This is a genomic window from Rhodococcus sp. HNM0563 (assembly GCF_012726195.1).
Classification (GTDB): domain Bacteria; phylum Actinomycetota; class Actinomycetes; order Mycobacteriales; family Mycobacteriaceae; genus Rhodococcus.
The window spans coordinates 52,502-75,932 of the sequence record NZ_JAASAF010000011.1 but is presented as its reverse complement, the minus strand read 5'-3'; the positions used below and the strand labels follow the sequence as shown (position 1 = coordinate 75,932).

28 protein-coding genes are annotated in these 23,431 nt (G+C 67.0%); 4 read left to right on the top strand and 24 right to left on the bottom strand.

Annotated elements, in window-relative coordinates; all coding sequences use genetic code 11:
* Positions 1-168 precede the first annotated feature (168 nt).
* From HCA61_RS22230 to HCA61_RS22220, 3 genes are all read right to left on the bottom strand, one after another.
* Positions 169-483 carry a hypothetical protein gene (locus HCA61_RS22230; RefSeq protein WP_169690378.1) on the bottom strand — a complete coding sequence of 105 codons (315 nt, stop codon included), beginning with the start codon at positions 481-483 and terminating at the stop codon, positions 169-171.
* 67 nt (positions 484-550) lie between these two features.
* Positions 551-739: a hypothetical protein gene (locus HCA61_RS22225; RefSeq protein ID WP_169690377.1), complete on the bottom strand. Its 189-nt coding sequence runs from the start codon at positions 737-739 to the stop codon at positions 551-553.
* A gap of 92 nt (positions 740-831) precedes the next feature.
* On the bottom strand, positions 832-1,092 hold the full coding sequence (locus HCA61_RS22220) for a hypothetical protein (protein WP_169690376.1): 261 nt from the start codon (positions 1,090-1,092) through the stop codon (positions 832-834).
* Positions 1,093-1,212: 120 nt separating this feature from the next.
* On the opposite strand from HCA61_RS22220, the gene HCA61_RS22215 reads away from it, so the two are divergent.
* A complete protein-coding gene (locus tag HCA61_RS22215; RefSeq protein WP_169690375.1) occupies positions 1,213-2,817 on the top strand; it encodes a hypothetical protein in 1,605 nt (534 codons plus the stop codon).
* A complete protein-coding gene (locus HCA61_RS22210) occupies positions 2,810-3,022 on the top strand; it encodes a hypothetical protein (RefSeq protein WP_169690374.1) in 213 nt (70 codons plus the stop codon). Before HCA61_RS22215 ends, HCA61_RS22210 begins: the two co-directional genes overlap by 8 nt.
* A 214-nt stretch (positions 3,023-3,236) precedes the next feature.
* Here HCA61_RS22210 and HCA61_RS22205 read toward each other — a convergent pair whose 3' ends face one another.
* The 7 genes from HCA61_RS22205 to HCA61_RS22175 form a co-directional block, all read right to left on the bottom strand.
* Positions 3,237-3,641: a hypothetical protein gene (locus HCA61_RS22205; RefSeq protein WP_206040456.1), complete on the bottom strand. Its 405-nt coding sequence runs from the start codon at positions 3,639-3,641 to the stop codon at positions 3,237-3,239.
* Positions 3,641-4,045: a hypothetical protein gene (locus HCA61_RS22200; RefSeq protein WP_169690372.1), complete on the bottom strand. Its 405-nt coding sequence runs from the start codon at positions 4,043-4,045 to the stop codon at positions 3,641-3,643. The genes HCA61_RS22205 and HCA61_RS22200 overlap by 1 nt, the downstream gene beginning before the upstream one ends.
* Positions 4,046-4,162: 117 nt before the next feature.
* Positions 4,163-4,477 (bottom strand): integration host factor, actinobacterial type, encoded by a 315-nt coding sequence (gene mihF / locus HCA61_RS22195; RefSeq protein ID WP_169690371.1) that lies wholly within the window; start codon positions 4,475-4,477, stop codon positions 4,163-4,165.
* 166 nt (positions 4,478-4,643) lie between these two features.
* Positions 4,644-7,778: a DEAD/DEAH box helicase family protein gene (locus HCA61_RS22190; RefSeq protein WP_169690370.1), complete on the bottom strand. Its 3,135-nt coding sequence runs from the start codon at positions 7,776-7,778 to the stop codon at positions 4,644-4,646.
* On the bottom strand, positions 7,778-8,983 hold the full coding sequence (locus tag HCA61_RS22185) for a restriction endonuclease subunit S (RefSeq protein WP_169690369.1): 1,206 nt from the start codon (positions 8,981-8,983) through the stop codon (positions 7,778-7,780). Before HCA61_RS22185 ends, HCA61_RS22190 begins: the two co-directional genes overlap by 1 nt.
* Complete coding sequence (locus tag HCA61_RS22180) at positions 8,980-10,725, bottom strand: class I SAM-dependent DNA methyltransferase (RefSeq protein WP_169690368.1); 1,746 nt, start codon at positions 10,723-10,725, stop codon at positions 8,980-8,982. The genes HCA61_RS22185 and HCA61_RS22180 overlap by 4 nt, the downstream gene beginning before the upstream one ends.
* 393 nt (positions 10,726-11,118) lie before the next feature.
* On the bottom strand, positions 11,119-11,469 hold the full coding sequence (locus tag HCA61_RS22175; RefSeq protein WP_169690367.1) for a hypothetical protein: 351 nt from the start codon (positions 11,467-11,469) through the stop codon (positions 11,119-11,121).
* 261 nt (positions 11,470-11,730) lie between these two features.
* Between HCA61_RS22175 and HCA61_RS22170 the strand changes: the two genes are divergently transcribed.
* Positions 11,731-12,012: a hypothetical protein gene (locus tag HCA61_RS22170; RefSeq protein WP_169690366.1), complete on the top strand. Its 282-nt coding sequence runs from the start codon at positions 11,731-11,733 to the stop codon at positions 12,010-12,012.
* Positions 12,013-12,015: 3 nt separating this feature from the next.
* Here the strand turns inward: HCA61_RS22170 and HCA61_RS22165 are convergent, their stop codons facing one another.
* The gene (locus HCA61_RS22165; protein WP_169690365.1) at positions 12,016-14,634 is read right to left on the bottom strand and encodes an ATP-dependent DNA helicase RecG; all 2,619 of its coding nucleotides are present in this window, start codon (positions 14,632-14,634) and stop codon (positions 12,016-12,018) included.
* A gap of 257 nt (positions 14,635-14,891) precedes the next feature.
* Here HCA61_RS22165 and HCA61_RS22160 point away from each other — a divergent pair, with 257 nt between their 5' ends.
* Positions 14,892-15,158, top strand: coding sequence for a hypothetical protein (locus HCA61_RS22160; RefSeq protein ID WP_169690364.1), 267 nt, complete (start codon positions 14,892-14,894; stop codon positions 15,156-15,158).
* A 72-nt stretch (positions 15,159-15,230) separates the two neighbouring features.
* Here the strand turns inward: HCA61_RS22160 and HCA61_RS22155 are convergent, their stop codons facing one another.
* The 13 genes from HCA61_RS22155 to HCA61_RS22095 form a co-directional block, all read right to left on the bottom strand.
* Positions 15,231-15,602, bottom strand: coding sequence for a hypothetical protein (locus HCA61_RS22155; RefSeq protein ID WP_169690363.1), 372 nt, complete (start codon positions 15,600-15,602; stop codon positions 15,231-15,233).
* A gap of 86 nt (positions 15,603-15,688) precedes the next feature.
* Entirely contained in the window at positions 15,689-15,871 is a 183-nt protein-coding gene (locus HCA61_RS22150) for a hypothetical protein (RefSeq protein ID WP_169690362.1), read from the bottom strand.
* A gap of 147 nt (positions 15,872-16,018) precedes the next feature.
* Positions 16,019-16,867, bottom strand: a complete 849-nt coding sequence (locus HCA61_RS22145) for a hypothetical protein (protein WP_169690361.1) — start codon at positions 16,865-16,867, stop codon at positions 16,019-16,021.
* Between the two features lie 162 nt (positions 16,868-17,029).
* Positions 17,030-17,437: a hypothetical protein gene (locus HCA61_RS22140; protein ID WP_169690360.1), complete on the bottom strand. Its 408-nt coding sequence runs from the start codon at positions 17,435-17,437 to the stop codon at positions 17,030-17,032.
* Positions 17,438-17,530: 93 nt separating this feature from the next.
* Complete coding sequence (locus HCA61_RS22135; RefSeq protein WP_169690359.1) at positions 17,531-18,526, bottom strand: NADAR family protein; 996 nt, start codon at positions 18,524-18,526, stop codon at positions 17,531-17,533.
* Positions 18,523-18,825 (bottom strand): hypothetical protein, encoded by a 303-nt coding sequence (locus HCA61_RS22130; RefSeq protein ID WP_169690358.1) that lies wholly within the window; start codon positions 18,823-18,825, stop codon positions 18,523-18,525. Before HCA61_RS22130 ends, HCA61_RS22135 begins: the two co-directional genes overlap by 4 nt.
* Positions 18,822-19,127 carry a hypothetical protein gene (locus HCA61_RS22125; RefSeq protein WP_169690357.1) on the bottom strand — a complete coding sequence of 102 codons (306 nt, stop codon included), beginning with the start codon at positions 19,125-19,127 and terminating at the stop codon, positions 18,822-18,824. The genes HCA61_RS22130 and HCA61_RS22125 overlap by 4 nt, the downstream gene beginning before the upstream one ends.
* A 226-nt stretch (positions 19,128-19,353) precedes the next feature.
* Positions 19,354-20,013: a hypothetical protein gene (locus HCA61_RS22120; RefSeq protein WP_169690356.1), complete on the bottom strand. Its 660-nt coding sequence runs from the start codon at positions 20,011-20,013 to the stop codon at positions 19,354-19,356.
* Positions 20,014-20,203: 190 nt separating this feature from the next.
* A complete protein-coding gene (locus HCA61_RS22115) occupies positions 20,204-20,812 on the bottom strand; it encodes an exonuclease domain-containing protein (protein ID WP_169690355.1) in 609 nt (202 codons plus the stop codon).
* 112 nt (positions 20,813-20,924) lie between these two features.
* The gene (locus HCA61_RS22110) at positions 20,925-21,443 is read right to left on the bottom strand and encodes a hypothetical protein (RefSeq protein WP_169690354.1); all 519 of its coding nucleotides are present in this window, start codon (positions 21,441-21,443) and stop codon (positions 20,925-20,927) included.
* A gap of 151 nt (positions 21,444-21,594) precedes the next feature.
* Entirely contained in the window at positions 21,595-21,996 is a 402-nt protein-coding gene (locus HCA61_RS22105) for a hypothetical protein (RefSeq protein ID WP_169690353.1), read from the bottom strand.
* A 56-nt stretch (positions 21,997-22,052) separates the two neighbouring features.
* The gene (locus HCA61_RS22100; RefSeq protein WP_169690352.1) at positions 22,053-22,556 is read right to left on the bottom strand and encodes an AAA family ATPase; all 504 of its coding nucleotides are present in this window, start codon (positions 22,554-22,556) and stop codon (positions 22,053-22,055) included.
* Positions 22,557-22,642: 86 nt separating this feature from the next.
* The gene (locus HCA61_RS22095) at positions 22,643-23,296 is read right to left on the bottom strand and encodes a hypothetical protein (protein ID WP_169690351.1); all 654 of its coding nucleotides are present in this window, start codon (positions 23,294-23,296) and stop codon (positions 22,643-22,645) included.
* Between the last annotated feature and the right edge of the window lie 135 nt (positions 23,297-23,431).

Sequence of the window (23,431 nt, the reverse complement as noted above, 5' to 3'; positions counted from 1 at the left end):
ATCGGCAGTCAAGCACCAACCAGTCGACAGTGCATGCCGAACTCGAAACCCCGTGCCCACCAGTCGGATACGCCAAATCCGCCCGATTTCCGGCGGATGCTACGGCTACCCCTGATCGTCAGCGTCAGAGCGGGTTACGGCTCATTGCGCTGGACTTCGCCGCATGTCTCACGTGCATGGCCGGACAGCTACGGCGGGGCACCATTGGTCGACTTCGAGGTAGCCGCGGCCGTTGCCGGTCGGGATCGAGAACTGGCAGCGGCAGATCCAGCCGCCCGTATTCACCCTGGCCCACGCGGACAATGTCCCCGGCACCTGGAGATCCAGGGCGAGGCCCTCCGCGCGCACTCGGAGTGGCAGCTCGTTGGCGGGGCGCCCGTCGACGGAGCCGATAGCGGTTGCGATATGCACGATCACTGGCGTCGGCGGGTCCACAACGCGGTACGGCGGAGGGTCGAACCCAGCCGCCCAGTTATCGAACATGCGTTCGAGGCTACCTCTTGCATCCGGCCAGGGACACAGCCCCAGCCGAAGACGCCCCCTCAGCTCGTCAACACGCCAGTGCCACCGTCCACTCCCCCACCTCCTGCAAGTTCTCGTCGAGAACGAGCACGGGAATCTCGAGCACCGCTCGCCGATCAAGCCAGCCCGCCCTCGCACCTGCCAGCCGGGTGCGCAGCCACACCACCTCGCGCACCGGACCCGACCCGTGCGCACCCTGCCGCGCGCCGTCCTTCACCCACGTCGAGAACCTGAGTCAGCGCGTCGTCGAGCGTGTCCGAAGTGGCGGCCAGAGCACCCGCGAGCGGTGGTGCAGCTGCGGGCGCCGTATCAGTCCTGAAGTTCAACGGCTTCGGTCGTGTAGAACTCGCTCGGGTGCCGGGCGAAATACTCCTCGATCGCTGCGGCCGGGATCGTGGGAATCGGGCCGGGATCGTCTGCGAGTTCGTGCCACCACATCTCGGCGTGCTCGTGCAGCACACGCTGGGCGCCCTCTTCGGTGCGGTGGGCCGAGACGGTGGTGCCGTGGCGGTGGTCGATGGTCACAACAGTCACCGATTCGCGATCGGTGGACGGGTCAGTACTGGTCATGACCGAGGACGCTACGAACGCACCCGGTGCTGTGTTGCGACAGAAAGTTGACCGCCTGGTCGTGGTGAACGGGGCTTCTACGGTGTGCGCGACCCGCACCCCACAGACCAGGAGGGCCCCGTGTGCCGTATCGGCCGACGGTGCTTCCCCCACACCGCTGATCGCCTCGACCGCGCCGAGCAGGAGGTACGGCGGCTGCAGCTCACCCACGATGCGCGGCTGGCGACCGCAGCCCGGCAACCGACGTCTCAGGCATGGCTCGACCAGTCCGCCGGCGAGCTCGACCAGGCGCTGCGCAAGCTCCAGCAGCAGCGCATCGACCTTGCGTCCACCGCCCGCGGCGCGCACAACCTGATGCTCGAGGCCCACGCCCACGAGCAGTGCGGACAGCCGGAGCGGGCCACTGAACTCCGCCGGCTCGTCACGCGTGGGCTCGCACGCCGCCGTGCCGCCGACATCGCGGAGAACCCGGCCGCCGCCGATGGGTGGCAGCCTCCGCAGGTCCGCGGTGGCGGCGAGCGCTGCCCCGCGTGCGGCCAGTTCGCCGCGGCCTCCCACCGTTGCCCTTCGGTGATCCTCGACGCCCGCCGCCTCGCTCTCACCGCCAGCACCCAACTTCCGCCCCCGACACCCGCTCCCACTGCCGCCGGAACCGCTGCTGCGCAATCCCTGTCGACCGGCCTGTACGACGACATTCCGCTGACCGCGGCCGACGCCGACGCGATCACGGCGGTGTGCCGGGACGACCGGTACGGGCCGCTACCCGAGGGGCTTCCGGACATCCCGCGCCGGGCGGATGGGTCGCTGGAGACGAGCAGCGCAGAGTTCGCGGCCCATCGGGACGTGGCGCTCGACCGAGCGCAGCGGTCGTGCATCGAGGATGACCACATCGACGGAGTGCCCGTGCCAGTCGTGCTGTCGCAGGGTGCGCTCGAGCCGTTCGCGGTGCCGGTCAAACGCGACAACGCCGTCCAGTTGGGCGACGAGCTGACCGACGTCGAGGACCGCGAACTGTTCGACGACGCGGAGTGCGCAGTTCTCGCGGCCCCCCACCAGGCGCAGTGGGGTCAGTCCGCGGCCGGGTTGTGCTGGCGGACAGCCGACGACGAGCCGTGGCGGCAGATCGGGACCGGAGAGCGCGTCGATCACCGCATGGTGACACCGAGCGAGACGGGATCTGTCGCGGTCCTCGCTCGGCGCACCGTCGCCTCGCAAGCGATGTCCGCGTGGGCTGCGCACACAGAGCGGGACATGTCGCCCGCGGCGGTGCACATGCAGTCCGCGGTCCGGGATGTGTTTGTCCACCCCGACTCGGACCCGCCGCAGTCGGTGGAAGCCCGGCGGGCCCGGGCGGTGGTACAGGCCCAGTACGCGCTCACGCAACGGCATCTCGCAGCGCGCGGGATCTCCGAGGTCTCGGTGTCGCGTGGGATGTGGTTTCCGACCAGCTCCCCTGCTCCCGCGTGGGTGCCGGCCGCGAAAGGTGAGCGGCAGCAGGCGGATCTGACGTTGAACCCGGCGGCGTCGTTCACCCTTCGCGGCGAGGTGTCGTCGTACTTCGCGCGCCGCGAGTGGGACGACGACGAGTACGTGTCGGTCCGACTGCACGGCACGGTCCATGCTTCGCGGATTCTGTCGTTGCCTCGAACGGGAATGGGATGCTTGTCCGAGGAAGAGGTCGTCGTGGTCGGCGGCCCTACGCGGTGGGAGATTGAACGTGTCTGATCAAGCGCAGCGTCCGCTCCCGACATTCCGGGACATGCGGGCCTGGGATGTTCGCGCTGTGGATGGAGCCCTCGTCACCACGATTGCCGCGCTGGGACAGGTGCTGGGGATGTCGCCCAGCGAGGCAGTCCGGTGGGTCCGCGCGCGGGAGGGCCAGCGGGCGATGCCCCAAGAGTTGATCACCGAGGCGAGGACCACCCACTGACCCGGTGCCCGGTGCCCGGTGCCCGGACTATCTCGGTCCCGTCGTGGGCTTGTAATCGGAGAACAGCTCGCCGTGGATCACCTCGGTCATGTTCTGTCCGGTGTCCGCGCGGTCCGCGGTCACCGGACGCGGCGACCGCCGGCGTTCTCGAGGGTCACGTCGACGGTCAACTGCGTGGGTGCTGCGATAGTCCATGTGCGAAGGCACCTTCCGCTCAGTGAATGATCTCGCCGCCGGTGTCAGAGTCGGGTTCGGGGGTGATGATGCCGTCCCACAGTTCCGGGTCGTCCTCGACCACGATGCCGCGTCCGCGGGCTACGCCGAGCATCGCCACCATCGCAGCCTGTCGACTGTCGTTGCCGGCGGTGGCGTACCCGCCAGGCGGGGCGACCTCGACCTGCGCTGCGATCGCTGCGAGGCCCTGCGCACTCGAGACGAGTTCGGGGTCGCCGGCGAAGGTACCGCCGGACCAGGAGACTGCACGGTGTTCCCCGGGCAGTCTCACTGTGACCGTGTCTTTGGCCTTGGCCATTAAATCCTCCTGCCCGCCTTCGTCGGCGGGTGCATCGGCATCGATGCATCGAGGATACGGCTGGGGTTCACCGCTGCCGGGGTTCATCATGACGCACCTCCCGCGGCTACGAGGTGCAGGGCATTCGACAGTGCCTCGTTGATGAGGTCGACGATCTCGTCGAGGACTGTCTCGGCCAGCTCGTGTCCGGTACCCGTTGCGTCGGGAGCCCAGTCCTCGAGGTCGGTGACGATGAGGTCAGTGGTGACGACGCGGCCCGGTTCGATTCGGCTGATCGATGCGACGAGTTCGCAGATCGGATCGCCGTCGCCGACAAGTCCCACGCGGACCGAGGGAGCGATCGTCACCTCCGGCATGGTCGAGGCGAACACGTGCTCGTGCGTGAGGATCAGGTAGCGCACCTGGTCGGGGTCGGTGAAGTGGTCGGGGGCCAGGTGATCGACCTCGTCGGGGTCGAGGGGTTGCTCGGGGTTGCGGGTGATCTGCAGCATCGTCGCGCCTCCTTCTGATGGATGGAAGATGCCGCCATGGTTTCGTCCGCCTCGTACGGGTGTTGCACGCTGACTGCCGGCCCTCCGGGATGGCGGGCCGGCAGCAACGGGTCGGTGTCAGCTGGTGAAGCGCTGCAGCAGTGCGCCTCGCTGGTTCTGGCCGAGTCCGCGGATGCTCCGGTTCTCCGCGATGTCGAGATCGACCATCACTGCAGAGGCCTTGGTCTTCCCGAACTTCGGCAGCGCTGCGATCAGGTCGATGACCTTCATCTTGGCGAGGACCTCATCGGTTTCGGCTCGCCGGATCACATCCTGCAGCTCGACCCGGCCCTTCTTGAGGTCCTCCTTGATGAGTGCGCGGGTGCGTCGAGCCGCGCCAGCCTTCGCCAGCGCCTGCTGACGTGCTTCGGGGGACAGCTGGGGAAGAGCCATCGGTGTTCTCCTCGAGGTAGTCGATTCGGTTGTGCCGCCGGGGGTGCGGCAACTGCACGCAGATCCTGCCGTTCGACTTCTCCACCCAACGCGCCCACCACACCGAATCAGCGGCACTGCCACCGTTTCGCCTGACCCGCATGGGACCGTGCAGGGTCGGGCCCCTCTACACCTGCGTCTGCTGATCGATCGCTGCCTCGTAGAACGCATCCGCGAGTGCCACGATGACGGCGCTGATGGCGGGGCCGTCGCTGAAGAAGTAGTCGGCCATGGTGTTGTGGGCCTCCTGGTTGTCGACGACCGCCTCGGTCACCGCCGACTGGAAGTCCTGCGATTCCATGAACTGCTTCTTCGAGTTCACCGCGGTCTGCTTGACCAGGTCCGGGTAGTCGAGCAGTCGCTGCACCAGGCCCTGCACGAACTCCCGGACTTGGGACTCGGTGAACGCTTCGGCGCCGAAGAGGTCGTTCATCTTGTCGATGACGACCTGCAGCGCAACGTACTTCGGGTCCTTCCGGGTGCCGGTGCCGGCGCCGCTGATGCCCTTGAGTTGACCATCCCCGGTGAGCGAGATGTCGACCGCGGCCGCCTTGTTGTGCTTGACCCCGACCAGGACCACATCGGACAGGTCTACCTCCGCTGCCCAGGACGAGTCCGCGATCACCCGCTCAAGCAGCCGCAGGAAGATCGACAGCATCTCCATGTACGGGTCGCCGTAGTCGACGATCTGGCTCATGAAGTCGTAGAGCCGGACGTAGGTGGAGACGTCCTTGCGGAACAGGTCGAGGGTGTTGAGGGTGACTTTGTCGTCGGCCTCGAGCGCCGCTGCGTAGCGGCGCTGGAAGTCGTGCTTGGCCGGGCTGATCGCGGCCGAGAGCGCGTTGTTGCCTTTGCGGGTGACCCACAGTTCGGCGACCCCGCGTACCTGCTCGGGGGTGTAGATGCCGGCCTGGGCGAGCTTGGTGGCGAGGTGGGCGACGACGTACGGGTCGGTCTCGGTCTCCAGGGTGGCACCGGTGAAGTACGGCTCGAACGCCGCCCGGATGTCTTCGGGTTTGTTCACGAAGTCGATGACGAATGTCTTGCGCTTGCGCTCCCCGCTCGCGGTGCGGTGGGTGCGGTTGAGCCGCGAGAGCGTCTGCACGGCGGTGACCCCGGAGAGCTTCTTGTCGACGTACATCGCCGAGAGCAACGGCTGATCGAACCCGGTCTGGAACTTGTTGGCGACCAGCATGATCGTGTAGGTCGTGCCTTTGAACGCGGCAGCGAGGTCCGAGCCTGCACCGGGGTTCAGGTTGGCCTCGGTGAACTCGTCGTCCTTACTCGGTTGCGGTCCCCACTCCGAAGCCCACTGCTCGTCCTCGTCCATCGTCACCGAGCTGGAGAAGGCGACCAGTGTGCGGTAGTTGTACGAGTCGTCCATGGCAGTTCGTTTGGTGATGTAGGCGTCGATCGCCTTCTTGTACTTCACCGCAGCCTTGCGGGAGTCGGTCACGACCATCGCCTTCGCTTTGCCCTCGAGCAGGTGGGCGACGTTGGCGTGGAAGTGCTCGACGATGATCTGCACCTTCTGGCTGATGTTGGTCGGGTGCAGCTTCACCCACCGCATCAGCCCCTTACGCGCCGCACTCTCCTCCACCTCGCCACCGTCGCCGCTCTCGGCCTTGCCGGCGATCTTCAGCGCGGTGTCGTAGGTTTGATAGCCCTTGAGCACGTCGAGGATGTAGCCCTCCTCGATCGCCTGGCGCATCGAGTAGAGGTGGAACGAGGTCGGCTTCCCGTCCGGGCTCTTACGGCCGAAGAGATCCAGGGTCTTGTTCTTCGGTGTCGCGGTGAACGCGAGGTAGGAGATGTTCTCCGACTCGGCTCGCTCGGTCATCTCCGAGGCCAGGATCGCCTCGACGTCGACCTCACCGCCCTCTTCGATGTCCTTGACCTCCTCGGCGGTCAGGACGGCCTTGAGTTTGGAGGAAATTTGGCCGGACTGTGAGGAGTGCGCCTCATCCGCGATCACCGCGAATCGCCGGCCCTTCAATGACGAGTCCTTGCGGATCTCGTCGAGGGCGAACGGGAAGGTCTGCACCGTCACCGCGATTATCAGCTCACCGTTCTTGAGCGCGGTTGCCAGCAGGCCGGATTTCGACTTCGCGCCCGCCTTGCGGACGTCTTCCGGGCTGATCGTGGCCACGATCTTCCCCGACCCGTCGATCTGCCGGATCGCGTCCTGAAGTTGCCCGTCGAGCACGGTGCGGTCCACGACCACGAGCACCGAGTCGAAGACCTTCTCGTCGCCCACGTGCAGTCGCGCCAGCCGGTGCGCGGTCCAGGCGATGGTGTTCGTCTTCCCCGACCCGGCCGAGTGTTCGATCAGGTAGCGGTGCCCCACGCCTTCCTCGCGGACCGCGGCGACGATGTTCGTCACGGCCTCCCACTGGTGGAACCGCGGGAAGAGCATGCTCGTGCGCCGCACCGACGTACCGGTCGCGACATCCCACTCTTCCTTGGTTTCGACGATCATCAGCCGGCCGATGATGCTGAGCCAGGCGTCCTTGTCCCAGACCCGCTCCCACAGGTACGCCGTCGACGAGCGCCCGCCCTCGGCCGGCGGGTTCCCCGCGCCGCCCTTGTGCCCCATGTTGAACGGAAGAAAGTGGGTTTTCTCGCCTTCGAGGCGGGTGGTCATCGCGGCCAGGTCGTTGGAGACCGCGAAGTGCACCAGTGCCCGGTGCCCGAACGAGAGCAGCGGCTCGGGCCGGCCGTTGGTCAGCGGATGTCGGTCCGTGCGGTACTGGTTGATCGCCTCATCCAGGGACTGGGTGAAGTCGGTCTTGAGCTCCACGGTGGCGACCGGGAGCCCGTTGACGAAGAAGACCAGATCGATGCAGCGCCTATCGGCGGTGGAGAAATGCACCTGCCGCATCACCCGTACCCGCATCGCCGCATACTGGGCGGTGGTGGTCGCGTTCAGGCTGGTCTCGGGGCGGAACTGCGCCATCTTCAACCGGCCACCACCGATGTACTGCACCCCGCTACGCAGAATGTTCAGCGTCCCGCCACCGTGCTCGAGGGGCTTGTCGAGCGCCGTGGTCAGCACGTCGAGGAACTTCGCCTGCGACCCCGCGGCCTTCAACGCCTTCTGGTACGCCGCCTTCTGCGTTTCCTGCAGCCACACGAACAGGTCCTCGGGGAACAGCGCCCGCTCCCGGTCGTAGCCGGCGTCGTTTGCCGAGTACAGCCACCCGTGGAACTCCAGGTAGGTGCAGATCTCGGACTCGAAGACGACCTCGTTGTGAGCGGCCATCACACCATCTCCCGAACATCGATCTGCCCCGTCACTGCGGCCGTGATCAACGCCGACCGTCGCTCCTGCGAGAGCTCGATGAATAGCAACGTCTCGCTGATGAGCGCGTCGATCTTCGCAGTCTTTTCGTAGAGATAGCTGGCGATTCGTCGCTGCTGTTGTTCACCCGGGAGCGGCAGACGGACCTTTCGGATCGTTGTCTGGTTAAGTCCGCTCACCGTCGCCCCGACTGACCAGAACTCAAGCTGGCTGTGGGCCTCTGTCGACTGGAGAAACCACCACAGATAGTCCGGCACCGTCCCTGCAGCCGGGCGCAGGACCATCCCATCAGACCCGCACACATAGCCTGCGCTTCGTCCGTCCACAAGCGCCGATTTATCGACCTCACCCTTGCGCCCAAGCACGATGTCGCCCGTAGCAAGTCTGTACCGCTCGAGTTCCTCTGCTTTCTCCGATGTCACGGTTATCGAGTCATCCGGAATGATGACTCCTCGCTGAATGTGGGTCGGGTTGATCACAGGAATGCCGTTGTCGACATATTCGTCAGCCGTCAGCTGAGTACCGAAGGGACCTGTCTGCGCATACTCGAGCACCTGCCGAAGTGGAGTCCTGCGAGCCTCGGTGAATTCCATGGCGATTTCCGATGCGCGACGTTCACGAAGCATCTCGATCAGTCGCCGCTGCTCCTCGATGAGCGTGTCGATGCGGGTGGTCTCGCGGTCGAGGTAGTCGGCGATGGCGCGCTGCTCGTCCGCCGACACGAGGGGAACGGTCATCGACTGCAGATCGCTGACGTTCAGCCTGGGAGTCCGGACATTCCCAGCCTCGGTACCGCCGATGCCCCGAACGAGGCTCGCCATCGTCGCCACAGTGAATCCACTGGTGAGGAAGTAGTTCAGCCACCGCTTGTCGACCCTCGGGTCGACTCGCAGCACCGCGTAGTCCGGGCTAACGACTCCATCCTCCGGTGCGATTCCGAGCGCTCCCTGGAACGCCCGCATCCGGTTGATGACGAGGTCGCCTGCGCGGCAGAGCTTGTAGTTGGACAGATCCTCGGACGCTGCCCGTGTGGTCATGTCCGACGCCTCCCGGCGCCGGACACCCCAGCTGATCGAGACCGACAAGAGCGGAAGAACCCCGGCATCGGCCCCCGCTCGGACGTCGGATTCCGTCAGCAGCCACTTGAGGCGGACCGAGTCTGTCATCCCTCCACCTCGCGCAGCAGGTCGAGGATCTTGGCGACCTGCTTCTCCAGGTCGTCGTCGATCTCGGCGAGTGGGCGGGGTGGGACGTACTTGTAGAAGTGGCGGGTGAAGGGGATCTCGTAGCCGGTCTTGGTCTTGGCCCAGTCGATCCAGGCATCGGGGACGTGCGGTTTCACCTCGGCATCGAAGTATGTCTGGATGACCTCGGCTTTGCCCGCGGCGCCGGCGGTCGCGCCGCCGTAGGTGAAGGGCACGTTCTCGGTGTCACGCTTCTTCGTGTCCGCCTTGGGCTTGCCCTTGCGGTCGACGACGGGATTCCCGTCTTCGTCGAGCAGGGGACGTTCGACGGTGATCGTCCAATAGCCGAACTCATCGTTGCGCAACACCTTGGAGTAGTCCGGGTCGGCGTCGGTGAACTCGGCGTACAGCTTCACAACCTGGACCCGGTCAGCGTCACTGATCTCTCGGCCCTTGGAACCGAGGTTCTTGCGCATCTTCGTCCAGAACGACGAACCGTCGATGAGCTGGACAAGGCCCTTGCGGTCCGGGTGCTTGGTGTTGTCGAGGATCCAAATGTAGGTGGCAATGCCGGTGTTGAAGAACATGTTGGTCGGCAACGCGACGATTGCTTCGACCAGGTCGTTCTCCAGCAGCCACCTACGGATGTTCGACGGACCGGACTCGGCGGCGCCGTTGAAGAGCGGCGAGCCGTTCATAACGATGCCGACGCGGCCACCGCCGTCCTCCGGGGCGCGCATCTTGTGGGCCAGGTGGAGCAGGAAGAGCATCTGCCCATCCGACGTCGACGGGAGGCCGGGCGCGAACCGGCCGTATGGGCCCGCTTCGTCGCGTTCTTTCGTGACAGCTTTGACGTATTGCTTCCAGTCGACTCCATAAGGAGGGTTCGAAAGTCCGTAGTCAAAGTAGCGGCCCGTGAACGCGTCCTCGGTCAGGGTGTTACCGAAGGCAATGTTCGTTGCATCGTGCCCCTTGGCGAGCAGATCGGACTTGCAGATCGCATACGACTGCCCGTTGTACTCCTGCCCGTACAGGCTCAGCTTCGCATCCGGGTTCTGGGTGAGCAGGTGTTCCTCGGCCAGCGCAAGCATTCCGCCGGTGCCCGCCGTGGGGTCGTACAGGGTGCGCACGATGCCGGCCTCGGTCAGGTCGACATCTTTCTCGGCGAAGAGCAGGTCCACCAGCAGCCGGATCGCGTCCCGCGGGGTGTAGTGATCACCCGAGGTCTCGTTCGCGGCCTCGTTGAACTTGCGGATGATGTACTCGAACGCATCGCCCATGTCGGCGTTCGAGACGACATCCGGATGCAGGTCGATGGCCTTGAACGAGGTGATGAGCTCGCGCAGGAGTTCCGCCTTCTCCAGGGCGAGGATTTCTTTTTTGAAGTCGAAGTACTCGAACACATCAACGTCGGACGAGAACCGGTCGATGTAGTCGGCCAGGTTGTCCGCCAGCCCGTCGGCGTCGGCGAGCAGGTTGGCGAAGGAGTAGTTCGAGGTGTTGTAGAACGGCCGCCCTGTGGCCTTCTTGACCTCGACCTTCAGGCGGTTGGGGTTGTCGTACTTCGCTGCCAGTTCGCGCACCGTTTCCCGGTCGGGTTCGATGATGCAGTCGAGGCGGCGCAGGATCGTGAGCGGGAGGATCACGTTGCCGTACTGGTTGGGGCGGTAAGGACCCCGAAGTTGGTCCGCGATCGACCAGATGAAGCTACCGAGGGTGCTCACAACGCTCCTTACAAGGCTCACTCGACGACCGATTCAGACGCCCAGCAGCGAGCCTGTGCACGCCGTCCGGACAGGCGGCACACAGCCTGTAGCAGCCGGTACGTCAGAGAGACATCATCGCGCACTGTAGCGCTCCCCGTTCCATGAGGGCGGCGCGACGACGGTGCTTGGCAACGCTGTGGCAATCGACTTCCGTGGGCCTGTCGGACCGGGGGGCATTCTTGCCTGCGCTGACCGTGCACGGACTTGATCGTGTCGGAGGACGAAGGAGCCGACACTGGTTGTCCGGCCAGTGGGCGGCACTCGATCGTGCGGATCCATCGGGCAACGCCAACATGGAGCTGCCTGCCCCTGTACTTCATGGGCGGGGCAGCGTCCGTGCGGCGACCAAACCTAGTCCATTCCGACCTTTTCGTCCGCGCGTGCCCGCGCTTCCACGAGCTCGGCAAGCCCCGTCACCTCGCGCTGCAGGTACTTGCAGCCGGTCGCGGTGTCGCCGCAGTCGGGGCAGAACGAGTCGATCGCGGTGTCGGCGGTGATCACCGGCCACGTAGCGACCGTCGCAGCCGGGACGTACACGGCGACGATGGCCGGATCACTGTGGGTGGCGCAGCACCCGATGACCGCCAGGTTGTCCTGAGGTGCGCCGTCGGTGATCTCCCGTGCCGTGAGCGAGCGGGCACGAACGATTCCGTGTCCGCAAGACGGGCACAGGTGAAGAGAGGAAACAGTACGAGTGCGCATGCCGCACTCCCCCCTTTCGAGGGTCGGGCCCCAGCCCGGATGGCCGGGGCATCATGTCCTGTTTCGTGGCAACAGATTGCCTTCGCTGGATGGGTGGTGTTGCACCGAAGACCGAGTGGCCGCTAGGTCGCGACCCCGCCTGGCCTGGGCCTGTGCGCGAGCCTGGTGGACAGCTCTAAGCGCCGATCCGCGGCTGAAACAACCCGCACTTTCCGTTCGTAACGTGCTGCGCATCAACCGATCCGAACCAGAGGATGCGCCATGCACGACACGTCGCTGCTGATCACCGCCACCATCGCCATGCACCCGAGTACGTGCGACAACACGATCGATCTGACCGCGGTGGACGCCGACAGCCACCCGAATGATCCTCCCGCCTGGGAGCGGGAGATCCCCGTGAGCGACCACCAGAACACGACCTGGGGCCAGCAGCTCGCCGACGACGTCCTGGCCGCGAACAGTTACCGGCGCGACGGGCAATGGTGGTGCAGCACGGACCTCACCGGCTACCCGTCATGGACCGCCGATGTCGTCCCCGCATAGCGCTCAACTTCGCCGCAGGTAGTGGGCGTCCTCCCCCAAGGCGCGTTCGACTTCGGCGCGCAGGGTCGGACGGCGGAGGAGCTGCGGGTCGGCCGCGAGCATCTGCTGCGCGTCCGCGCGGGCGGCGTGCATCAGCTCGGCGTCGGCGAGCAGGTCCGCGACGAGCAGCCCGGCGCGGTGCCCGGCCTGGGCGGTGCCCGCGAGTGCGCCGGGGCCGCGGAGCTCGAGGTCGACGTTGGCTAGCTTGAAGCCGTCCGTGGTCTCGCACATCGCGTCCATGCGCGCCTGCCCGATGTCGGACACCTCACCGGTGAGGACGCAGAACCCGGGGTGCTTACCTCGTCCGACGCGGCCGCGGAGCTGGTGGAGCTGTGCGAGACCGAAGTTGCCGGCGTCGAGGATGGTGATGGTGGTGGCGTTCGGCACCGACACCCCCACCTCGATCACCGTGGTCGCCACGAGCACGTCGAGTTCTCCGATGCTGAAGGCGTGCATAGTCTCGGCGCGGTCGGCGGGCTTCTGCCGGCCGGTGACCACCGCGATCCGCAGTCCTGCGAGGGCACCGTCCGTGAGTGCCGCCGCTGTTTCCATGGCGGCCGCGGACTGCGCTTCGGATTCCTGGCCTGCCTTCGTTTCCGGCTCGGCGACGAGCGGGCACACCACGAACGCCTGCCTGCCCTCGGCGATTTGGGATCGGACGAACGCCCAGTGCTCGTGGGTCGGGTCGTCCAGGGGGACCACCGGTTCCCACCGGGTCTTGATCGGGGTCCGGCCCGGGGGCAGCTCGTCGAGGATGGAGATGTCGACGTCACCGAACTGGGTCATCGCCGCGGTACGCGGGATGGGTGTGGCGGTGGCGCCGAGTTCGTCGGCGATCGCACCGCCGGGGCCCTTGGCGAGCAACGCGGCACGCTGGTTCACGCCGAACCGATGCTGCTCGTCGATCACCGCGAGTCCGAGGCTCTTGAACTGGACGTCGTCGGACAGCAGGCTGGTGGTGCCGACCGCGATGTGGATCTCTCCCGAAGCGAGGCCGGCGAGCGCCTCGCGCCGGGCCTTCGGCTTGTTCTTCCCCGGGACGAGGACAGCACGCAGACCGAGATGCTCGCAGGTTTCGGCGATTTCCTCGTAGTGCTGCTGGACGAGAACGCCGATGGGAGCCATCAGGGCTGCCTGGTGGCCGCCTTCGACCGCCATGAGCATGGCACCGATGGCCGTGGCAGTCTTTCCGCTACCTACGTCTCCCTGCAGGAGCCGCTTCATCGGCGACGGCGCCCGCAGATCGACGGCGATCTCCTTGAGGACGCGGGTCTGGGCGCCGGTCAGCGGCCACGGCAGCGACTGAAGCCACGGGCGGGTCAGTCGGCCGGTCGGTGCGTGCACGACCGCGGGCCGCTGCCGGGCGGCGTTGCGCTGCACGCCCATCGCCAACTGCATCCGTAGCAGCTCGTCGTAGGCGAGACGGTCCCTGCCCGAGGTGGCGTCGGCGGCGTTGTCCGGGACGTGCACGGCACGCAGCGCCTCGAGGCGGCCCGGCAGCTGGCGGGCGGTGCGGATCTGCTCCGGCAGCGGATCGTCGAGCGCGGGCAGGCGGCGCAGCGCGTCGAGCGCGGCGCGGTGCAGCGTCCACGTCGAGACCTGGTACTTGTCGGACTGCGGGTACACCGGCACGAACGGGGCGGTGGCATCGCGCATCGGCGCGATCAGCGCGCCGCCCATCTGGATGAACCCTTCCCATTCGGTGACGTCACCCCACATCAGCACGAGGTCGTCACGACGGAAGCGTTGCGCCAGCCAGGGCTGCTGGAACTGCATCGACGTGACCCGGTAGCTGCCGGCGCCGATCTCGATGCGCGCGTACTTCTTTCCCCAGTCGGCTTTGGTGGACAGCACCTTGCCGACGGTGGCGACGTTCTTCATCCCCGGCCGCAGGGCAGACATGGGGGTGACCTCGGATCGGTCGATGTAACGCAGCGGCACCCGCATCATCAGGTCGTAGACCGTGGCGATCCCGGCGGCGGTGAGGCGCTGCAGTTCCTTGTCTCCAACGCCAGCGTCGTCGCGGATGCCGGCGAGGTCGTCGATCGGGACGCCGCGGAGTCCGTCGAGGGTGCCTTCGAACTCGAGTGGCGGCTTGTGGGAGGGCTGCCCGAGGACGGCTGCGGCCGACAGCGTCGGGATGGTAGGGATCTCGACGTCGTGGCGGGGCCGATCGATTCGGGTCGTGTGCAGGGGTTTCGGTGTCCCTTGGCGGAGGGCCGGGTCAGTAGCAGGGGTGGCGGGACCGGCAGCAAATCCGGCCGACGGCGCGGCATGCTGCGGTGTTCGCAGCGCCGGATCGAGTGGGACGCGGGCAGGTCCGGCGCCGAAGCCGTGCCGCGGCGCGGCCACCGTCGACGGCTCCGCCTTTCGCGCGGTGGGACCTGCGATCTGTGTGAGGTCGAACCCGAGAGCGCCGAGCTGGTCAGCGAACGCCGGCAGCTGAGCTCGAACACGCTCGACCACGGCTGGGTGCCAGTGCGCCGATCGCGCGGCGGCCGACAGAATCGCGGTCGCGGATCCCGACTCGTGGAGCGCAATCACCGCGGCCCGCAACGTATCGACCTGCTCGACTGCGGTCACCTCACCTCACCCTTCCCGACCCGCCGACGTCGGACAGCTCGTACCTGCGCCGCATCTTTCCTGCGCACACCGACAACCTCCGGTGTGCGCTGCGATCGGCACGGTACCGACCCGCTTCACCAGCCGATCGCTGGCTGAAACAGCGTCTGCCTGCGGTCGATACCGTCGTTGCACACCACATGAGGACCCGGGGTCACTGTCTGTGACCCACCGCCCGCGCGGCCTTCCGCCGCGCCCGAGCCCCGTAGGAGGGCCTCATGTCCGTTTCCACTTCCGCTGCTTCGCAGTCGTTTCCGCCGGGCATCCGCGGCTGGGATCACATGCCTTACGGCTTCCGCCGATGGAACGGCACGGTGTGGGCGCCTGCGTGGGTCGACCGGTACAACCAGCAGATCGACCTGATCCGCCGTCTGTTCGAGGCGGGCTGGCCCGTCGACCACCATGTCGAGGACTGGTACCGGATGCTCACGCACTTCGACCTGCTCGGTAAGGAGCTCGGCGCGCGTGAGCGCGTCGCTCGATAGACGATGACGGCCCCGTCCCTTGCACCCGGATCAGGGTGCGAGGGACGGGGTCGTTCCCGACTACAGCTGTCGCTACTTCGCGGCTGCCGCGATGATCTCGGAGGGCAGGCCGCACGCGTCGATCGAGTCGAGGCGCGGTTCGTCGATGTCCACGGTGGGGGCGGTGACTCCCGGCTGTGAACCGCGGTCCGGTTCCGAGACCTCGAGGGTGGCCTGGATCTGCTCGGGCGTCAGGCCGGCGCGGTGCTGGTCGAGGACGTACTCGGTGTACGGCAGGCACACCCACTGTTTGGCCGCGCTCGGGACCGATGTCAGGGTGACCGGTCGGTCGACGATCTCGACGATCACGTAGGACCCGATGACAAGGAAGACTGAGACGGCGACGGCGGCGACCGCCGTGACGATCTGCGCGATGGTGCTTTTCGGGCGTGCTGAGTCGGACAAGGTGATCTCATTTCCGGAGTTGGTGAAGGGTGGGCGATCAACTGCTGCTCCGCCGTTCGAGCGGCGGAGCAGCAGTCACGGATGGGTCATGCGGCGTTGAGGCCTGCGGCGGCGTAGTCGGCTGGGGTGGGCTCCCAGTCGTCCGTGAGGTCAACCTCGGGGTCGGCGTACTCGTCGTGTACGGCGTGGCAGCCGGGGGCTCGGTCGCAGTGAGGCTCGTGAAGCCAGTCCCAGGTTCCGCAAGTGCATTCGGTTCGAATCCGTGCCATGACGTGGTCCTCCTGGTGTCGTGTCTCCGTGATGACGACAGCAACGCTAGGAACGACCTGAAATGGTGTTTCAACCGTTACAGCACGGGACGAACCTGGCCACGGACTGCTCCACCTGCCCCGGGATAAACGGACAGCCCCGAACCGCTAGTGACCTTTCGATGTCCCGGGAAGCCCTCCGGAGACCACGTGTCCAACGCCCTTCGTGGCTGCTGTCGCTCGCGGGTTCCGGTGCACAGCGCTGGATCCCGACGTCGCAGCAGGGAGCTGCTCTCGCGCATTCTTCCGTAGACGTTCCACTTCCTTGGCTCGAAGCCCGAATGCGCCACGCGGCATGTCATCGGTGCGCGCCTGCTTCGTGCTGCGCGAGCCGCGGTGCGTGTTCTTCGAATTCTTCTGCTGGGTTCGCTTCTGCTCCTTCACGCGTCGCGGTTCATCCGAGGAAGAGCGTGATGGGCTCGCAGAGGGCGACCTCTTCGATGTGCTGGCAGATGCGGGGCGCATCAGGTCTTCTCGCAGCTCGTTGGTGATGGCCAGAGCGTAGCGCGCTGCCCGGATCGAAAGTCGGCGCTGATGCAGATCGGAGTCGGCTAGTGTGCCTCGTTGTGCGTGCAGGAGAGCAGCGTTCCGTTCATTGAGGTGTGCACGCAGCTGAGCGGATAGCATGTCCGCGGGCACCTCGATGCGCAACGTGCGGCCGATCAAGCCGATCAATTCGCTTGCTGCGTAGGTTGAGAGGCCGTCGAGTCCGTAGCGGTCTTCGAGTTCCTCGGCGAAGTTGAGCGCGAGAACTGCGTGCAGGAAAGCACACGGACGCGTGCGCTCCCGGTCGCGGGCGGACAGCAGCTTGCTCGCTGCTACGATGTCTGCATCGATCCGTCCGGCGCCGTCGGGGTCGCGCTTGCGGAACCGGTCCGCAATCGCCCGGGCCCTTCTGATCGCGGTGTTGACCTCTCGGTGCGACACCGCACTGGTGCGGCGAACCCCGCTGCTCATGGGCGACTCCCTTTCGTGCCGGCAGATCGCAGTGGATCACAGATTGCCACAGCCAGCCGACACAATCCGCCAATGAGGCAGGTGTCGGTCAAGCTGGGTTGGCCAGCCCTGATGCGGCTGCCGCCCACCATGGAGGTGAACGGCGGCCGGGGGCTCCGGACGCTATTCGTCGCGTGCCGCGGAAGAGAGGGTGACGGCGTCACCAATCCGTTGGAAGCCGGACCGCGCGACGGCGTACCGTCTGCCGAGCAGTTCGACGACATCGCCGACCGACAGTGAGCGGCGACGCTCGATGCGGCGGTACCACACCACCGCTAGTTTCGGGTTGGCGACGAAGGCCGGGTCGTCCCCGACGTTGAGGTCGAAGAAGACCTCTTCCAGGGCGGCGTTGATTCCTGCGACCGTGGGGATCGTCTGAACCGTGTAGGTCAGCACCGGGGCGAGGGCATGGCTGGGCTGGTATCCGTCGATGATCCCGAGGGGCCGGCCGGACCCGTCGACGGTGGTGTTGAGGTACACGGTGACCTCAGCGTCGACCGCGGTGGGGTCGCAGGGAAGCGTGTCGGCCATGTGGCTCCTTCGCAAGCAGGTGCAGCCCGGTGCTGCACACGACTCACGTTGTCGTGCCGCACCTCCCGGTGTTGCTACCCATTCGGGGTCGGCTCAGGCGAACACCGGGTCGACCGCAGAGATCGTCGTGGTCCGGGCGACCACGTCGACGGTGATCACCTGGCGTCGCGACGCCAGCTCGCGGAGCGCGGCGACGGTGCTGCCCGTGGTGATCCGAGGGTCACGGACCGCGATGACCACGTCTGCATCGGACAGCATGAGCACGCTCGCCTCGTGGTCGAACCGCTTGTCGGGGCGGCCGCCGACCATCACGCGGCGGGCGGCGAGCGCGAGGAGCCGTTGGTGCTCGGTGATCTGCTCAGCTCGCCAGCCGGCGGTCTGCTCCGGGTGCGGCTGGTACGCCCACAGGGTGAGGCCGGCGCGATGGGCGGCGTCCGCCCACCACATGCCCACCCCGGTCGACCATCCCGACAGCGCGATCTCGGTGCCGTGCTCGGCAGTCAATTTCGCGGCCAGGCGCGACAGCTCGCCCTGCACCCATTGGCGAGTGTCGGGTTCGACGATCTGGTGCTCGCGATGCCCGATCATTGCCGCCCGGATCCATCGGTGCGGGTCGTCGCCGCGGCCGATCGCCCGCTGCTGCATCCAGATGCGGCCGAGTTCGTTTCGGCCGATCGGCGTCTTGTATCCGCGGTCCCGGTGCCGGCCCCACAGCTTGTCCGGGCCGGCGGCGACGAGCAGGGCATCGCCGGTCGCGGACAGCGAGGACTGGACGACGAGATCGGCGGTCATCGCGGCGACGATCTCGCGGAGCACTGAGAATCGTGCGGTCGGCCAGTCGTCGCGGCGGACCGCGCCGGTGCCGATGCGGTGCGCGGCCTCGCTGCTCGTGGCGGGGTCGGCGATGCGATCCCACGCGATCGCCGAGGTGGTGTGCGCGGCCGCGAAGGCGTGCTCGGGTGTCGGCCAGGTCCGGCCGGCCCACTCGATCGGCACCGGGCGACGTAGATGCAGCGGCCAGTCCGGGTGCGCTCCGAGGTCGATGACGTCGAGGGCCGTACGGGTGTCGGTGGTGCTCTGGCTGGTCACTGCGTCTCCGTGCTGGTGGTGGTCTGATTCAAGGATGGGCGACGGGTTCTGTAGTCGTCGAGTCGGGCTTCGGCGGTGGCCCGCAGCTGTTCTCGGCTGGCCGGCATGAACCTGCCCTGCTGATCCCGCACCCGCCATCCACCGTGCGGCTCGTCGGTCTGACACCGCGGCTCCTCCCAGCAGCCGCTCACGCACCGTCCTCCCGTGACGCCTTGGTAGTAGGGGCAGGTGATCATCGCGGTGTCGTACGACTCGATGGCGATCGGCTCGATGTCGCTGCCCTGCCCCACTGCCGTCACGACGGGTCAGCTTCTGGGGTGACCCGTCGGTAGCCGGTGCGGATCGGGTGCAGTCGGTCGATGTCGATGTTCACCACCCGATCAATCAGCACCTGGACGCCGGTGGCGCGATCGATGCCGTGGGTGATCCGGCAGATGGCCGTGTGGTGGCCGTAGGTTTCCTCGATCGACTCGATGGTGAAGTGGCGAATCGGATCCCGCGTCGGACTGTTGTCGCACCACTGCTGCCCGACGTGGATGATGGTGCCCCGCTTGTTGGCGACCTCGGTGTGGCTGATCGGGCTGTGGAGGTTCATGCTCATGGGTCTCCTGCTCAGGGGTGTCGCCAGGTTTCTGCTGCCGACGCTGGTGTTGGTCGGTAGTCAGAGTCCGGCCTGCAGGGTGAGGGTGTTGCAGTGCGCACGGCGGTTCCGATGGCCTGACCGGCGGGGCGCAACGGACAGGAGACTGCGCGGCGCGTACGCCGGCGGGTTCGGCCCGCCAGCGGCACACGGCCCACGCTCCCCCGGTGCGGACCGCGCGCGAAGGTCAGTCGATCGTGATGCCCTGCGCGGTGCTCGTGATGACGATCCGGGTGTTCCTGCCGAACTGTCCCGTGTGCTCCCTCAACTCGTCGAGGTACATGCAGTCCTCGAATGCCGGGACGAACACTTCGTCGCTGTCGCCGTCGGTGAAGTCGACCTCGACTTGGCTCGACGGGAAGTAGCCGTTGTCGTACTCCTCGCTGGTGATCTCGATCCTCCGGATCGACTTACCGGTCTGCTCCTCGAGGTCGGCGACGATCCGCTCCTGCACGGTGAGGAACGGGAACCCGGCCTCCTGGGCAAGGGCCTCCGCGACGTTCAGCTGCGCGATGTCATCGACGCGCTTCCACGGCGCGACCGCGTCGCCGGACCGCAGTGACGACAGCGCGTTGCTCACGACGCTGAGCACCTCGACGGGCAGGCCAGTCAGGGTGGTCGTCTGCCCGGCGGTGCCGGTGCAGGTGATCTGGTCGAACGCGAACCACGAGTCGATGCCGTGCACCGTGACGATCGCCGCCGACGGATCCACCGACTGCGCTGACAGCGCCAGGGCGCGGGCGGCGAGCGCGCGGAGCTCGGCGGTGCGCTCGTCGATCTCCTCGCGGAGTCGCCGATTATGGCCGGCGATACGCCGCGTCAGGGTCTCGTCAAAGGTCGTGGTCACTGTGGCCTCCAGGCGATGTCGAAGTCGGTACCACTCGACTCTCTGATGCCGCTGGTCACGGTGTTTCAGACCGCCGTTCACCCACACCTCGCGCCGGGCGTTCGGACAGCGCTGGTCCGGGCCGGCGCGGCGGTTCGAGCTGCCGTCACGCGGACGACAGGCATCGAACCGCCTTCCCTCGGCGCTGCGCTCAGGCGCTGAGGGGGATGGGGGCCTGGTCGTGGAAGACGCGCAGCAGGTTCGCGGCGTGGTGGATGTCCGCGGCGACTCGGTGGGTCGCGGTGCTGTATTCGGCGACGAGGTCGATGCGGGATTGAGTGCGCTCGCGGTCGCAGATCAGTCCGGCTTCCCGGAACGAGGACGCATCGATGATGCGGTGCGAGAACATCGCATCGACCTTCGGAAGCCACCGGTCGAGGAACTCACGGTCCATGCGGTGCGAGCACCCGCACAGCGGTGTCGATCCGTCCACTCCCCACCGGGCGAGGATGTCGACGACCTCGGACTCGTACCCCGACAGGTCCTCGGGGACGTTGTCACCGAGGGTGGCGAGTTGCTTTTCGAGATCCGCGAACAGGCCGTTCTTGGTGTGCATCCGGGTAATGAAGTCGTAGGCCGGGTCGTTTCGGACCCGCTCGATCAGGGCTGCGGTGTCGGTGGTGACCGCGAGCATCTCGAACCGCTCGACCGGCTCGAGGTCCACCGAGTACAGCGCGAAGCCGATCTCGAGGATCTCGTGTTCGGCTGCTCTGGTGCCGGTGGTTTCGAGGTCGACGAATACGAACCCATCCACGCTCATCTGGTTTCTCCCTCTTCTCTCGGATGGTGCGGCGGCGCACGCTACGTGAGTCGTTCGCCGCCGCCGCACCGGTTTCGGCCGACGCGGCGGCCGCAGTCTCTGTGGGTGATCGTCACCCCTGGGTGTGACACGCCTCCCGCGCCTGCGCGGCCCGCAGCATCTGTTGCGCGTGGCCGTGCTGCCGCTGGAGCTGGGTGTAGCGGGCCAGCCGTGTGTCCTCCTGCTGTTGGACTCTGCGGGTTCGCCGTGGGCCCAGCGCGGCGCCTCCCGCCGCGGCGCGGTCGGGGATGATCGGCTCCGCCAGCGTCTCCATCTGCGCGCCGACCTTGTTCACGCGGTCCTGCCAGTACGACGCGGGACGGTAGCGCCGCGGCCGCGGCCGGTGCTTGGGCGTCGCCTGCGGAAGCTGTACGTGCGCGAGGTCCGCCTCCAGCACGAAGTCCGGCAGCAGCGGCGTGATGATCCGTGACAGCTTGAGGCCCTTCGCCTCTCCCACGGCGCGGTGCTGATCCGCCCACGCCGCCTGCCGCGCGAGCAGCACGCGCTCGACGTACTGGTCGCCGGTCAGCGGGTCACCATGGTCGGCGAGCGCCGCGGTCAGGTAGGCATCGGGTGTGTCGGTCGCCGTCATGGGTTCTCCTCGGGGCATCTACGGGAAGCTGTCGAGGATGGACGCTATGAAGCCGGGGCCTGCGTGTTTCAGCCAGACCGGGCCGGCGGACGATGCGCGCCCTGACTGCCGCTACTGCTGTGACCGTTCCGGCGGTCGTGCACGTCCCCGGCTATGCCGCGGTGCGTGCGGCTTCGGCAGCGAGCGCGGTCAGGTCTCCGAGGTCAACCCAGGGCACCACCAGGTCACCGTCGACGAGGACAGCACCGTCCCGGCCATCACCACATCGAGCGAGCAACCGACCAGGACGCTCGCGAGCCGTACCGACAATCGGGTCGAACACCGCCTGCACCACCCCCGCCGGCAGGAGGTCACCGCGACGCCGCGACGGAACAGTCACGCCGAACCGCGCGGCCGCCGCGACGAATGCGTCGACGTCGTCCGTCGCGGCGACCAGCAACGCTCGGTGCGCCGTGATGCCCACGGCCTGGCAGGGCGCGGCGAGCCGTCCCGTCGTGTCAGCCACGACAACCCACACGGGCAGCGGTTCTGATTGACGGACAGCACTGTTCATGGCGGGCACGGTACGAGCCCCCTTGTCCGGCTCGCCCTGCCCGACGAGTCTGCCGGTCAGCACTGCCCACCCGGGTATCCGTAGCGGTCGGCGAGCATGCGGATGACCGCCTCCCCCACCTGTCGACCTCCCGCGGCGCCGCGTTCACGGTCGCGACGAATGCACTCGTCGACAGGGGTCGGCACGTCGACCACGACGACGGGGACACCGAACGGGGCGAGGAACTCCTCCCACGCTGTGAGGTGTGCTGGGTCGAGCAGGGTGTCGTCGCACACGACCGAGCGGCCCTGGACGAGCGCTGCCGCGGTCCGCGCTCGTTGAGTCAAGGTGATGACCTTCTCCTGCTCTTCGGTGAGCTGGCCGGAGCCGGAGAACAGTTCGGCGCGGAGATCGTCACGGCTGATCCGAACCCGGCGCTCCGGGTCCTGCTGCACCCACAGCCGCGCGAGGGAGCTCTTGCCCGAGCCGGGCAGGCCGCGGGTGAGTCCGACCCAGTTCTGGCTTCCCGCCGAATCGCGGTGGATGCACGCCAGGTCAGTCGGGAAGTCGAGAATCTGCACGGTCGGTCCTTTCGGTCGGGGCGGGATGTCCCCACAGTGCGTGGCGCGGTGCCGGGGTGTTTCACCCGGCACCGCGTCGGCAGTGGTCACTTCGGCTGGTAGACATCCCACTTCACGCCGCCGACCTCGGCCCACCTGCCGAGGAGCGCAGCGTCGTCCACGTCAAGGTCGATACGCGACGCAGCCAGCTCGCCCCGCTCGATGAGTTCGCGGGCGTCCGCGCGCGCCCAGCCGGCAAGGATCGGCTCAGCGTCCTTCTCGACGCCGACGACGGCGACGTGGTCGAGATCGCGGTCGTCCGGGTACTGCATCTGCACAATCCACACCCCGGTGATCGGGCCGCCCGTGTAGATGGTTTCGCCGTCGTCTCGGTGCACGCGCCCGGCATCGTCGATCCGGTACCGCCACCGGTCACTGTTTTCGTCCTCGCATTCGATCTCGCCAACGAATCCGGCGTCGGCGAGCACCCGCAGGGTCTCGTCCATCGCGTACAGCCGTCCCCGTCCTGAGGCGGAGAGCACGAACTTGTCGCCGTCCTTCGCGATGTCATCCGGGCCGGTCGTGTCGTGCATCATCGACATCAGCGCCGACAAGACGGTGTCGAAGGGCGTGCCGGATCCGTCGACCTCGTCGAGTTCGGGGATCGCCAGCAGCCCCTTGACGATCTCGTCGAACGTCGGCGCAGTCGCCTTCTCTTCGGTGATGGTCAGTCGGGCGGACGAGTAGACGTCGGTTCCCATGATTCGGTTCCTCACTGTCGGTGCCTGTTGGTCGACGCAAGGTTCGCGAGCGGGGATCGCGGGTGTTGCAGCGCAGCACCGCAGGCGGGGATCAACGGAGCGGGCGGACAGCCGGGGTCTTCATGGAGACGACAC